This is a genomic window from Bradyrhizobium sp. 23 (assembly GCF_023073295.1).
Classification (GTDB): Bacteria; Pseudomonadota; Alphaproteobacteria; order Rhizobiales; family Xanthobacteraceae; genus Bradyrhizobium; species Bradyrhizobium canariense_D.
Genome location: NZ_JADPJF010000103.1, coordinates 255,563 through 268,663, shown reverse-complemented (window position 1 = coordinate 268,663; position 13,101 = coordinate 255,563). Strand labels below are relative to the sequence as shown.

The window sequence follows — 13,101 nt, the reverse complement described above, 5'->3', positions numbered from 1 at the left end:
GCGGCCGCGGCTCGTGCGCCATCGGCGCGGGCGCCATGGGAGCGGCCATCGGCATCGGCATCGGCTGCGCCGCAGGGGCGGGCGGCGCGGTGCGCACATTGCGAAGATCGCCCTCGATCATCGAGAGACGATCGACGACGTGGCCAAGGGCGTTGTGGACGGCCTCCAGCGAATCCTGGGTGGTCCGGTTGGTCTCGGCCTGGCTGAAGCGGATGTCGGAGAGCTCGCGCTTGACGAGATCGACCATGCCGGAATCGGCGGGCGGCGCGGAGTTGCGGCTCTCGGCCAGCGCGGAATAGGTCGCCTGCTGCCGCTCCAGGTGGCGCAGGATGTCGTGCAGCCCGTCCTCGACGCGGCTGAAATTGCCGTTGCGCGGATCGGAGGCGGCCTCGAGCCGCTCCAGCAGATACGAGACCCGCTGTTCAAGATGAGCGAAGGTCGAAGCCGAGTCGTTGCCGACCTGCATGCGATCGAAACGGTCAGACAGGGCGCGGATCGCGCTTTCGAGCTGCTCGCTGCTCTCGGATGGTTGAGGGCGCTCGCGCGTTTCCAGAGCGGCGGTGAGCGCCGCGATGCGCTGTTCCAGCACCGCAAAACTGTCGCCTTGGCCGGACGCACGGGTGACCTGGTCGACCTTGGACGACAGCAGCTGCACGTCGTCCGAGAGCCGTGCCAGCGCTTCGTTGGAGGCAACGTTGGAGACGATGCCACGCAGCGCCGAGATCGCGCCTTCGAGCTGGCGGACCGTCGACGGATCGTCATTGGCGCGCAGGATCAGATCGAGCTTGGCGCCGAGATTGCGGATCGCCTCGTCATAGCCGGTGAGCTGCTCGGCCGGCGTCAGCGTGCGGAGCACCTGCTTGATCTCGGACAGCGCGTGCTCGATGCCGGACAGGACCTGACCGTCGGTGCCGTTGGAGCGGGTCTCGTCGATGCGCCGATGCAGCGAGCGGATCTCGTTCTCGATCGATTCGATCGCGCGGCGCGGCATCGCCTCGGTGATGGCGTTGCGGATCTCCGCAAGCTCGCTGCGGAACGTGTTGATCGCCTGCTCGGTATTGTCAGGGCGCTGCAGCGATTCGATCTGGCTCGTGATCTTGAGCAGATGGCGCTCAAGCGCAGAGAAATCCGGCCCCGGCTGGGGTGGCGGCGGAGCATAGGCAGGCGCGGGCGGCGCCATCGGGGGCGCGTAAGGAGCTGCCGCGGGCGCGATCGGCGGCGCGGCGCGCGGCGGCATCTGCCTGGGCGTAAAGCCGTCGAGCTCGCTCTGCCGTGCGGTGATCTCGGCCACCGCGACGTCGAACGAAGCGGGGCTCAGGGGCGGTGAGTTGCGATAGACCTGTGCTGCCGCGCGCTCGACCGCATCGGCCTGGCGCTGGCGCGTTTCAACGGGGGCCTGTCGTGGTGCCGGAGCCTGCTGCGGCTTTGAGATTTGCGACAGCCTTGCATCGAGCCGCGAGATCGCGTCGTTGAGCTGGCGCGCAACGCCCTGCTCGCGCGAAACGTCTTGTCGCGGAGTATCTTGTCGCGAAGAATCTTGCCGCGGCGCGGGCTTTGAAATCCGCTCGATCTGCTGGGTGATGGCGTCGAGCCGCTGGTGGATGTCGGCAACTTCGCGGCTTTCCTGGCTCGGTACTTGAGTCGGTACCTGGCTCGGGACGTTCTGGGCTTGCGGACGCTGGTCGTAAAGTCCGCGAAAGTTTGGCGGGGCGGTCTCGCCGAGCGTGGAGTTCAGCCAATCGTTGAGTGACATGCCGGCGCGACGCGCAGCAGCTTCGGCCCGCTCCCGGACGGATGGATCGATGCCGTCAACACTCCACGATACGCGCGAATTCATGACTCTGTCCGGTTCCGACTCCGGCGCCCCATCCGGCGCCTCCAGTCTTCCCTCGCGTGCCGGTTGCAAAGACAATCGGATTTGGCGCGGGTCGTCTGCCTCGAAAACCGACTTTTGTCTGTTACGGTAAATAACGGGTTAAGGAACCCGTTGACGGTGTCTTAAAGTTGGGCGGCGGGGTGCGACACCCACCGCTGTCATGCCCCGCGAAAGCGGGGCATCCAGTACCCGCAGCCTCTCGATTCCAGCCGCGCAGCCTCTGGAATACTGGATCGCCCGCCCCCGTGCGCAATTGCGCACAAGGCGGGCGATGACAGCGGAATAATACGCAACGGCACGTCATGGCGTCTGGCCAGCCCCTCAGCCCTTGCCCTCGCGCTTGCCATCCTCCAGCGGCACCACGGTGCCGCTTGCGCTCATCGCCGACAGGGCCTCGAGCGCCTCTTCGCAGAAATCGGCCACCATCTGCTCGTGCCGGGCGCCGAGCTGAAGCAGCAGCAGGTTACCGAGGTCGAGCACGCCGGACGCCGCCCCTTCCGGGAAGCGCTTCTTCAGGATGCGCTCGTAGTTCTCGTGGCGATCGCGGTGGTGCTCGAGCCGGGCCATCAGGTCGGTGCGCATGGGCTCGACGCCGATGCTGTCGAGCGCATGCAACCGCACCAGGAGATCGTCCTTGATGGAAGGGGGCGTGCTTGGCCGCGCGGCCCAGTGCCGCAGCGCTGTTCGGCCCTCCGGAGTCAGCGTATAGATCAGTTTATTGGGTTTGCCGGTTTGCACGACCTCGCGGCCCTGGATGTAGCCGCGGTCGCGCAGCTTGGAGAGCTCGCGGTAGATCTGCTGGTGGTCGGCCTTCCAGAAGAAGCCGATCGAGGAATCGAATGTCTTGGCGAGCTCGTAGCCCGTCATCGGACGTTCCGTCAGGCAAGCGAGGATTGCGTCGCCCAAAGCCATGACCCGGTCCTCCTGTTGTCGATCTTAACCAATTGGCTTGACTTTATGCGCATCGGCGCATATGCGTCAATGTGCATATGAGGCGACCCGATAACGAGGGCAAAAACCGCCCCGAAAACCCCAATGGAGTCAACCTTCGCGCTACTGTGCATGGGGTTGTTTTCGCGTTTTTTGCCCGAGCCTTTTAGGGAGGCACCTGAATGACCGGCCTCGAGTCCTGGTACGGCTACATGAAGTCGCATGACCGGGCAGCGCTCTGGGACCTGCTCCATCCCGACGCCGTCTTCGAAAGCCCTGTCGTGCACGCGCCGCAGCGCGGCCGCGACATCACCTTCAAATATCTGGCCAGCGCTGAGAAGGTGCTTGGCGGTCCCGGCTTCAGCTATGTCGGTGAATGGAAGAGTGAGAGCGGCGCCGTGCTCGAATTCAAGACCATGATCGACGGCATCGAGATCAACGGCGTCGACATCATCAGCTTCGACGGCGAGGGGCGCATCACGCATTTCAAGGTGATGGTGCGGCCGCTGAAGGCGATCAACATGCTGCATCGCCTGATGGCGGAACAGCTTGCCGCCACTCAATCCTAAGCCAATACCGTCACTTCAAGGCCTGCCGGGAGACCACCATGCCGATCTACAAAGCCCCCGTCGAAGACGTGAACTTCCTGCTCAACGACGTCTTCCAGATCGACCGCTACGACAATCTGGCCGGCTTCTCCGACGCGTCGAGCGACGTGCGCGAAGCCATTCTCGGCGAAGCTGCCAAGCTCGCCGAAGAAGTGCTGCAGCCGCTCAATCGCGTGGGCGATCTCGAAGGCTGCAAGCGCGCCGATGACGGTAGCGTCACCACGCCGACGGGATTCAAGGAGGCGTTCAAGCAGGTCGCCGAGGGCGGCTGGCTCGGCCTGTCGGCACCAACCGAGTTCGGCGGCCAGGGTCTGCCGGTGACGCTGAGCCAGGCGGTCAACGAATTCCAGATCTCCGCCAACATGGCGTTCTCGATGTATGGCGGCCTCACCATGGGCGCGACCGCGGCGCTGATCGTCCACGGCACGCCGGAGCAGAAGCAGACCTACGTGCCGAAGATGGTGGCGGGCGAGTGGACCGGCACCATGAACCTGACCGAGCCGCATTGCGGCACCGATCTCGGCATGCTCCGCACCAAGGCGGTGCGGCAGGCCGACGGCAGCTTCAAGATCACGGGCACCAAGATCTTCATCTCGGCCGGCGAGCATGACCTCGCGCCCAACATCATCCACCTCGTGCTTGCCCGCATTGAGGGCGCGCCCGCCGGCATCAAGGGCGTGTCGCTGTTCGTGGTGCCGAAATTCCTGGTCAATGCCGATGGTTCGGTCGGCGCACGCAACGGCGTGGTCTGCGGCTCGATCGAGCACAAGATGGGCATTCACGGCAATTCCACCTGCGTGATGAACTACGACAACGCCACCGGCTGGCTGATCGGCGAAGAGAACAAGGGCATGCAGGGCATGTTCGTGATGATGAACGAGGCCCGCCTCGGCGTCGCCGTGCAGGGTCTCGCGCAGTCGGAAGTGGCCTATCAGAACGCGGTCGCCTATGCGCGGGATCGCATCCAGGGCCGTTCGCTCACCGGTGCCAAGGCGCCGGACAAGCCGGCCGATCCGATCATCGTCCATCCCGACGTGCGCCGCACGCTGCTGTCGATCCGCGCCTTCAACGAGGCCGCGCGCGCCTTCGTGATGTGGACCGCGCTGAAGAGCGACGTCGCCCATCGCTCCGAGGATCCCAAGGACCGCCAGGCCGCCGATGATCACATGGGCCTGATGACGCCGGTGCTGAAGGGCTTTCTCACCGATTACGGCTTCGCCAACGCGGTGCAGGCGCAGCAGATGTATGGCGGCCACGGCTATATCGCCGAGCAGGGCATGGAGCAGTTCGTGCGCGATGCCCGCATCGCCATGATCTACGAAGGCGCCAACGGCATCCAGGCGCTCGACCTCGTCGGCCGCAAGCTGCCGCGCGACGGCGGCCGCGCCATCATGGCGTTCTTCGGCGAGGTCATGGCCTTCGCCAAGGAGAACGGCGGCGACGAGGCGATGAAGCCCTACATCACTCCGCTCTCGGCCTCGCTCGGCCATCTCCAGCAGGCCACCACCTGGCTGATGCAGAACGCGATGGCCAAGCCCGACAATGCCGGTGCCGCCGCAACCGATTACCTCAATCTCTTCGGCTTCGTCGCGCTCGGCTATATGTGGGCGAAGATGGCGAAGGTGACGCAAGCCAAGATTGCCGAGAGCGGTGCGACGCCCTATCTCTCGACCAAGCTCGTCACCGGCCGTTTTTTCATGGAGCGGATGCTGCCGGAGACCGCCGCCAATCTCGCGCGCATCCAGGCCGGCTGCGCCACCATCATGGAACTGCCGGCGGAAGCGTTCTGAAGCCGCTTTCGCTGCGACCGGATCACGACCACAAGATCATCACATCAGGAGGGCGTCATGCCTGAGGCATTCATCTACGACCACGTCCGCACCCCGCGCGGCCGCGGCAAGGCGGACGGCGCGCTGCACGAAGTCACCGCGCTCGCGCTCGCGACCGTGCCGCTCAAGGCGCTGAAGGACCGCAACAACCTCCCCGAAGATTCCGTCGATGACGTCATTCTCGGCGTGGTCGATCCGGTCGGCGAAGCCGGCTCCGACATCGCGCGCTTTGCCGCGCTGAAGGCGGGCCTCGGCGAAGCGGTGCCGGGCGTCCAGATCAGCCGCTTCTGCGCCTCCGGCCTCGATGCCGTGAATTTTGCCGCAGCCCAGGTGATGAGCGGCCAGCACGAGCTCGTGATCGGCGGCGGCGCCGAATCGATGAGCCGCGTCGGCATCGGCGCTTCCGGCGGCGCCTGGCCGATGGACCCCTCGATGGCAGTGCCGGCCTATTTCATGCCGCAGGGTGTCTCGGCCGATCTGATCGCGACCAAATACGGCTTCTCGCGTGACGACGTCGACGCCTATGCGGTGCAGAGCCAGCAGCGTGCGGCGAAGTCCTGGGAAGAAGGCCGCTTTGACAAGTCGGTCGTCCCGGTGAAGGACATCAACGGCCTCACCATCCTCGCCAAGGACGAGCATATCCGTCCTTCGACGACGATGCAGTCGCTGGCGCAGCTGCAGCCGGCGTTCACGATGATGGCGCAGATGGGCGGCTTCGATGGCGTCGCGGTGCAGTCGCATCCGGAAATCGAACGCGTCAATTACGTGCACCACGCCGGCAATTCGTCGGGCATTGTCGATGGTGCCGGCGCCGTTTTGCTCGGCAGCAAGGAAGCCGGCGGCAAGTACGGACTGAAGCCGCGTGCAAGGATCCGCGCATTCGCCAATATCGGCTCGGAGCCCGCGATGATGCTGACCGGTCCGGTTGATGTCACCGAAAAGCTGTTCGCGCGCTCGGGCATGAAGAAGTCGGACATCGACCTGTTCGAGCTCAACGAGGCCTTCGCCTCGGTTGTGCTGCGCTACATCCAGGCCTTCGACATCGACAACGCCAAGATCAACGTCAATGGCGGTGCGATCGCGCTCGGCCATCCGCTCGGCGCGACCGGTGCCATGATCCTCGGGACGGTGCTCGACGAGCTCGAGCGCACCAACAAGGCGACCGCACTGGTGACGCTGTGCATCGGCGGCGGCATGGGCACCGCGACCATCATCGAACGCGTCTAAGGGCAGGGAGCAACCAGCATGGCTTACAAGAACTTCAAGGTTGAGACCGATTCCGACGGCATCGCGCTCGTGACCTGGGACATCCCGGGCCGTTCGATGAACGTGCTCGACGAGACATCGACCAGCGAGCTCGACGCGATCGTCAAGGCGACCACGGCCGACGCCGTGGTGAAGGGGGTCGTCATCACCTCCGCCAAGGAGGCGTTCTGCGCGGGTGCCGATCTTTCCATGCTCGAGGGCATGAATCAGGCCTACGCAAAAGTGTTTGGGGAGCAGGGCGAGACGGCCGCGAACCAGATGCTGTTCGAGCAGAGCCGGCGCTTCTCGCAGGTGCTGCGCTCGATCGAAACCTCCGGCAAGCCGTGGGCGGCGGCGATCAACGGCCTCGCGCTCGGCGGCGGTTTCGAGATTACGCTGTGCTGCCACTATCGCGTGGCGGCGGAGAATCCCAAGACCCGCCTCGGTCTGCCCGAGGTCAAGGTCGGCCTGTTCCCGGGCGCCGGCGGCACGCAGCGCGTGCCGCGCCTGGTGCCGCCGCAGGACGCGATGACGATCCTGCTCAAGGGCGATCCGGTCACGATCGAGAAAGCCAAGGCGCTGAATCTGATCCACGCCATCGTTCCCGCCGCCGACCTCGTCAAGGCGGCAAAGGACTGGATCAAGGGCGGCGGCAAGGCTGTTGCGCCCTGGGACGAGAAGGGCTTCAAGCTGCCGGGCGGTCCGGTGTTCTCCAAGGCCGGCATGATGATGTTCCCGGCCGGCAACGCGATCTATCGCCGCGAGACCTACGACAATTATCCGGCCGCACGCGCGATCATGAGCTGCGTCTACGAGGGCCTGCAGCTGCCGATCGACGCCGCGCTCCGTGTCGAGTCGCGCTACTTCACCTCGGTGCTGCGCTCGACGGAAGCGGCTGCGATGATCCGCAGCCTGTTCCTGTCGATGCAGGAGCTCAACAAGGGCGCGCGCCGTCCGAAGGATGTGCCGCCGACCAAGGTGAAGAAGATCGCCGTGATCGGCGCCGGCTTCATGGGCGCGAGCGTCGGCTATGTCTCAGCCCGTGCCGGTCTCGACGTCGTCCTGATCGATCGCGACCAGGAGAGCGCCGACAAGGGCAAGGCGCATGCGCAAAAGGTGATCGAGGAGCAGATCAAGAAGGGCCGCGCCAAGCCCGGCGACGCAGAAGCGCTGCTCGCGCGCATCACGGCGACCGCGGACTATTCCGCGCTCAAGGACGTCGATCTCGTCATCGAGGCCGTGTTCGAGGACCGCAAGGTCAAGGCTGATACCTTTGCCAAGGCGCAGGAGCACATGAAGCCGGACGTGATCTTCGCGTCCAACACCTCGACGCTTCCGATCACCTCGCTGGCGGAATCCTTCAAGGACCAAGGCAGGTTCGTCGGCATCCACTTCTTCTCGCCGGTCGAGAAGATGATGCTGGTCGAGATCATCCAGGGCAAGAACACCGGCGATCTCGCGATCGCGACCGCGCTCGACTACGTCCGGCAGATCGGCAAGACGCCGATCGTCGTCAACGACTCCAGAGGCTTCTTCGCCAATCGCTGCGTCGGCCGCTACGTCGCCGAGGGCAACGAGATGTTCCTCGAGGGCGTGCCGCCGGCGATGATCGAGAACTGCGCCAAGATGGCCGGCATGCCGGTCGGCCCGCTCTCGCTGTCGGACGAGGTCGCGCTCGACCTCGGGCTCAAGATCATGAAGGCGACGGAAGCCGATCTCGGCCCCAACGCCATCAATCCCGATCAGAAGAAGCTGATGGTGGAAATGGTCGAGAAGCAGGGCCGTCTGGGCCGCAAGAACAGCAAGGGCTTCTACGACTACCCCGAGAAGGGCAAGGGACAGAAGAGCCTGTGGCCCGGCTTGTCCGCGCTGCAGCCCAAGCAGCTCGACCCAGATACCCTCGACGTCGAGGAGTTGAAGCAGCGCTTCCTGGTAGTGCAGGCGGTGGAGGCCGCGCGCACCGTTGAGGACCACGTCATCACCGATCCGCGCGAAGCGGATGTCGGCTCGATCCTCGGCTTCGGCTTTGCGCCGTTCACCGGTGGCACGCTGTCCTACATCGACTTCATGGGTCCCAAGAAGTTCGTCGAACTCTGCCACAAGCTGGAGGCGAAATACGGATCGCGCTTCACCCCGCCGAAATTGCTCGAAGAGATGGCGGCGAAGGGCGAGACCTTCTACGGCCGCTTCGCGCCAAAGAAGGCGGCGGCGTGATTCTCTGAACCGTAGCCGGGATGAAAAATACGAAAGGCCGGATTCTCGATCCGGCCTTTCGCATGTGTGCCTCAGGCAGCCTGGATCAGCCCTTCCTTCTTCATCGCTTCCTGCACCTGCGGCCGCGCCGCGACGCGGGTCTTGTACGCGGCAAGGTTCGGCATCGCCGAGAGGTCGAACTTCATCCGGTCGCCCCAGGTCAGCATCGTGAAGAGATAACCGTCGGCCACCGTGAACTGCTTGCCCATGAGGTAGTCGCGGCCGGCGAGCTGGCTGTCGATGTATTTCAGCTTGCCCATGACGCGGTCCTTGAAGAAGGCCTTGGCCTCGTCGTTCAGCGTCGGCGCGAACATCGGGCCGAAGCTCTTGTGGACCTCCGAGGTGAGGAAGTTCAGCCATTCGAGCAGCTTGTAGCGCTCGGCGCTGCCGTGGGCCGGCGCCAGCGCCTTGGCTGAGGCCTGATCGGCGATCATCTGGACAATCACCGGGCCTTCGGTCACGATCTCTCCGCTATCGAGGCCCAGCGCAGGGACCTGGCCCTTGGGGTTCAGCTTCAGATAATCCTCACCGTTTTCGAGCTTCTTGGCCCGAATATCGACCTTGACCAGTTCATAGGGCAGGCCGGCTTCCAGGAGCGCGATATGGGGGGACAGCGAGCACGCACCGGGCGAATAGTACAATTTCATGGAATTTCCTCCTCTTGTTGCTTGGTTCAGGCGAAAGAACGACTACATGCATCTGCTTGAAATAGTCAAGATTGATGCAGGTGCATCGAATAGGGTAAGAGACGGGCGACGAGCTTGAGCGGGACCATGAAACGCAAACCATCGACCGAGGCGACTTCCGCCTGGATCCGCTTGATGCGGGTGCAGAGCCGTGTGCTCAATTGCGTCGAGCAGGACCTGAAGAAGGCCGGCTTCCCGCCGCTCGCATGGTATGACGCGCTGCTCGAACTGTCACGGGCGCCCTCGGGCGAGCTCCGGCCGGTCGAACTCGAACGGCAGATGCTGATCCCGCAATATTCGACATCGCGGCTGATCGACCGCCTGGTCGACGAAGGCCTCGCCTCGCGGCGTGAATGCAAGATCGACAAGCGCGGCCAGTTCGTGGAGATCACGGAAGCCGGCCGCGAATTGCAGAAGCGGATGTGGGGCGCCTATTCGGCCGCGATCGAGAAATATGTCGGTTCGAAGCTGTCCGATGCGGATGCCGTGAAGCTCAGCGGTCTGCTCGACCGTCTGGGCTGCTCGTGCGGCGAGATGAAACTGCCGCCTGCCCACGTCAACGAAACCACGCCGTTGCGATGATCGCGCGGCAAACCAGCTCGTCCGTGCAGCCGGTGGCTGCGCGGACCATCCCTGTCACCCACGCGCGTTCGATCGAAGCGCTTTTGATTAGAGTCTGATATGGCGCGAGACCAGATCGATATGACGCCGCTGCAATCGCGCGACGAACTCGTCGCGTGGTTCGAGGCTGGTTGCAAGGACCCGTCCGAATTCCGCATGGGCACCGAGCACGAGAAGACGCCGTTCACGCTCGAAGGCCACCGTCCGGTGCCCTACGAGGGCGCGCGCGGTATCGGCGCGCTGCTCGAAGGCATGAAACTCCTGCTCGGCTGGGAGCCGATCATGGAGAAGGGCAACATCATCGGCCTCTACGACGTCACTGGCGGCGGCGCGATCTCGCTCGAGCCTGGCGGGCAGTTCGAACTCTCGGGTGCCCCCGTCGAGAACGTGCACCAGACCCAGAGTGAGCTGATGGCGCATCTGGCGCAGGTGCGCGAGATCGCAACGCCGCTCGGCATCGGCTTCCTCGGCCTCGGCATGACGCCGTCCTGGTCGCGCGCCGACATCCCGGTGATGCCCAAGGGCCGCTACAAGATCATGACCAATTACATGCCGAAGGTCGGCCAGTACGGCCTCGACATGATGTACCGGACCTGCACGGTACAGACCAATCTCGACTTCTCCTCCGAAGCGGACATGGTCAAGAAGCTGCGTGTCTCGCTCGCGCTCCAGCCGGCCGCAACCGCCTTGTTCGCCAATTCGCCGTTTACCGAGGGCAAGCCAAACGGCTTTCTCTCCTTCCGGTCCGAGATCTGGCGCGACACCGACAACGCGCGCGCCGGCATGATGCCGTGGGCATTCGAGGACGGCATGGGCTTCGAGCGCTATGTCGACTACGCGCTCGACGTGCCCATGTATTTCGTCAAGCGCGACGAGGACTACATCGACGTCTCGGGCTCCTCGTTCCGCGCCTTCTTCGATGGCCGCAACAACAATTTGCCCGGGGAACGCCCGACGCTGTCGGACTGGGCCAACCATCTTTCGACGATTTTCCCGGAGGTGCGGCTCAAGCGCTATCTCGAGATGCGCGGCTCCGACGGTGGCCCGTGGGGCCGTCTGCCGGCGCTATCGGCGTTCTGGGCCGGGTTGCTCTACGACGATGTGTCGCTGGATGCCGCCTGGGACCTCGTGAAGCACTGGACCGCGCATGAGCGTCAGGCGCTGCGCGACGACGTGCCACGCTTCGGGTTCAAGTCGCGAATCAAGGACCGCTATCTGTTCGAGATCGCCAAGGAGTGCCTCGTTCTGGCGCATGCCGGCTTGCGCCGGCGCGGCCGGATCGACCAGCTTGGCCGCGACGAGACCAGGCATCTGGAGCCGCTCGATCGCATTATCGATTCCGGCCGCACGCCGGCTGAGGAGATGCTCGACAAGTTCAACGGTCCCTGGAACCGCTCGGTGGAACCGGCCTACGCGGAATACGCGTTCTAGACCCAAGGCAAAACGATCGGACTCGGGCCGTTCATCGCCCGTACAGGTTTGCGGCGATCAAATGGCCAGCTGAAAAACCCGAGCGTCGTCAATAACTCGAAAGCTGTTCCGATGGGGAAGGGCCGCCTGGCCGTCATGGCAAGCGTCCTGGCAGGCGTCGTAGCCTGCGCCGCGTTGCTTTCGCTCGTGTTTGCGAGCTGGCCTGCGCGCGCCCAGACGGCGTTCGACCGGCCAGGCGGAGATTATTTCAGCTCTCCGGTCACGTCGGGCGATCCCGAGGATTGCGCGCTGCTGTGCGAGCGCGACCGCCGTTGCCGCTCGTGGAGCTTCAACTATCCTGACATCGAAGGCGGCTCGGCGGTGTGCTGGCTGAAGAACACGGTGCCTGCGCGCGTGCCGGGAAGCTGCTGCATCTCCGGCGTGCGCGGCGCCGGTGTGATCGAGCCGCGTGTCGAAGGCGTGGAGACCTCCATCGACCGCCCCGGCGGCGATTTGCGCAATTTCGAGATGAAGGACGGCGAAGGCGAAGAAGCCTGCAAGGCCGTCTGCACCGCCGACAACAAATGCCGCGCCTTCACCTATGCCCGCCCGGGCTACACGGGACGCGAAGCGCGCTGTTTCCTGAAAAAGGAGATCAAGCCGCCGCGGCGGAAGGCGGGATTCACGTCGGGCGTGGTGAGATAGCTCGGATCATTCCGGCGCAATCACCGTAAGCTCGGGCCACAACGCCCTCCATCTCGCGGCCTTTACCGCGTAATTCGCTGCGGAGAAATTCGGGCTTGGATTGGGGCGTGCAATCAAGCCCGCCACGTCATCGAAGCCGTGCGGCGCATAAACGTGGAAACCGTCGTCCGAGCGCCGCACGCCCACTTGCGTGTTCTGTGTGAGGAAACGGTCGATACCGTCAGTCGAGCACGACAGCGGCGGATAGGGCAGGCCGTGCTTGGCCGGGTACCACAGATGCACGCGTGCCTGGTTGCGGGTCTCGATCTTGACGCCGAGATGATCGAGGCGCGCTTGCAGCTTGCGGATCACGACGTCCTCCGCGTCCCAGGAGGTGTCAGGGTCGAAGTAGAAGACGTCGTAATCGGCAATGCCGTAATCGATCGCACGGCCGGTGAGCACGTTCCAAACCGATTGCACGAGACATCCCGAGACCAGCCACGCATCGGGCAGCGCGAGCTGGTGGAGCTCATCGAGAATCGCGACGTTAATCGGGTTCTTTAGCGCCAGCGCGAGGAAGCGGGCCTCATCCATGACAGTCGTCACGCGCTCACGCGTGCATCATAATCCGCTCGCGCCGCCTTCGAAGCCAGCGCGCGCCAACGCCGCCGCAGCAGCGACTCCACGATCGCGCGCTTTGCCTTGGACAGGCGGATCAGCACTATCGGATAATCGGCGTAGTGATCGGTGAAGTAGAAGATTTTTGGCTGGCTCTCGACCAGCATCGCGCGCTCGTCGACCGGGACGTCCGGCATCACCAGGCTGTCGCCATCTTCCTTCAGACGCGCCAGCATCTTCTTGCGCACCTTTAGTGCGGGCGTGCCGTAGGAGGTACCGTCCTCGACCTCCGGCCACGTCAGTGCGAATTTTCTGACGTCGTCGAAGGTCATGAGATCGGT

General features: G+C 64.3%; 11 protein-coding genes and 1 pseudogene. 7 read left to right on the top strand and 5 right to left on the bottom strand.

Features of this window, described 5'->3' with window-relative positions:
* Positions 1-1,837, bottom strand: a pseudogene (locus IVB32_RS26340) (hypothetical protein); the annotation flags it as partial.
* Positions 1,838-2,197: 360 nt separating this feature from the next.
* Complete coding sequence (locus tag IVB32_RS26335) at positions 2,198-2,788, bottom strand: PadR family transcriptional regulator (protein WP_247368758.1); 591 nt, start codon at positions 2,786-2,788, stop codon at positions 2,198-2,200.
* A gap of 200 nt (positions 2,789-2,988) precedes the next feature.
* Here IVB32_RS26335 and IVB32_RS26330 point away from each other — a divergent pair, with 200 nt between their 5' ends.
* The 4 genes from IVB32_RS26330 to IVB32_RS26315 are packed head-to-tail and all read left to right on the top strand — an operon-like array spanning position 2,989 to position 8,702.
* Positions 2,989-3,375, top strand: a complete 387-nt coding sequence (locus IVB32_RS26330; RefSeq protein ID WP_018460019.1) for a nuclear transport factor 2 family protein — start codon at positions 2,989-2,991, stop codon at positions 3,373-3,375.
* 38 nt (positions 3,376-3,413) lie between these two features.
* A complete protein-coding gene (locus IVB32_RS26325; RefSeq protein WP_018460018.1) occupies positions 3,414-5,204 on the top strand; it encodes an acyl-CoA dehydrogenase C-terminal domain-containing protein in 1,791 nt (596 codons plus the stop codon).
* Positions 5,205-5,261: 57 nt separating this feature from the next.
* A complete protein-coding gene (locus IVB32_RS26320; protein ID WP_247368766.1) occupies positions 5,262-6,470 on the top strand; it encodes an acetyl-CoA C-acetyltransferase in 1,209 nt (402 codons plus the stop codon).
* Positions 6,471-6,488: 18 nt separating this feature from the next.
* Positions 6,489-8,702, top strand: coding sequence for an FAD-dependent oxidoreductase (locus IVB32_RS26315; RefSeq protein ID WP_247368768.1), 2,214 nt, complete (start codon positions 6,489-6,491; stop codon positions 8,700-8,702).
* A gap of 71 nt (positions 8,703-8,773) precedes the next feature.
* Here IVB32_RS26315 and gstA read toward each other — a convergent pair whose 3' ends face one another.
* Complete coding sequence (gstA, locus tag IVB32_RS26310; protein ID WP_018460015.1) at positions 8,774-9,388, bottom strand: glutathione transferase GstA; 615 nt, start codon at positions 9,386-9,388, stop codon at positions 8,774-8,776.
* Positions 9,389-9,514: 126 nt separating this feature from the next.
* Here gstA and IVB32_RS26305 point away from each other — a divergent pair, with 126 nt between their 5' ends.
* The 3 genes from IVB32_RS26305 to IVB32_RS26295 all read left to right on the top strand — a co-directional run bounded on the left by IVB32_RS26305 (position 9,515) and on the right by IVB32_RS26295 (position 12,163).
* Positions 9,515-10,009, top strand: a complete 495-nt coding sequence (locus tag IVB32_RS26305) for a MarR family winged helix-turn-helix transcriptional regulator (protein ID WP_007599417.1) — start codon at positions 9,515-9,517, stop codon at positions 10,007-10,009.
* A 99-nt stretch (positions 10,010-10,108) separates the two neighbouring features.
* Positions 10,109-11,479: a glutamate--cysteine ligase gene (locus tag IVB32_RS26300; RefSeq protein WP_018460014.1), complete on the top strand. Its 1,371-nt coding sequence runs from the start codon at positions 10,109-10,111 to the stop codon at positions 11,477-11,479.
* 111 nt (positions 11,480-11,590) lie between these two features.
* Positions 11,591-12,163: a PAN domain-containing protein gene (locus tag IVB32_RS26295; protein ID WP_018460013.1), complete on the top strand. Its 573-nt coding sequence runs from the start codon at positions 11,591-11,593 to the stop codon at positions 12,161-12,163.
* A gap of 6 nt (positions 12,164-12,169) precedes the next feature.
* Here IVB32_RS26295 and IVB32_RS26290 read toward each other — a convergent pair whose 3' ends face one another.
* Together IVB32_RS26290 and IVB32_RS26285 are read right to left on the bottom strand one after the other, a co-directional pair.
* Positions 12,170-12,736 (bottom strand): nucleotidyltransferase family protein, encoded by a 567-nt coding sequence (locus tag IVB32_RS26290; protein ID WP_018460012.1) that lies wholly within the window; start codon positions 12,734-12,736, stop codon positions 12,170-12,172.
* An 8-nt stretch (positions 12,737-12,744) separates the two neighbouring features.
* Positions 12,745-13,092: an MmcQ/YjbR family DNA-binding protein gene (locus IVB32_RS26285; protein WP_018460011.1), complete on the bottom strand. Its 348-nt coding sequence runs from the start codon at positions 13,090-13,092 to the stop codon at positions 12,745-12,747.
* Between the last annotated feature and the right edge of the window lie 9 nt (positions 13,093-13,101).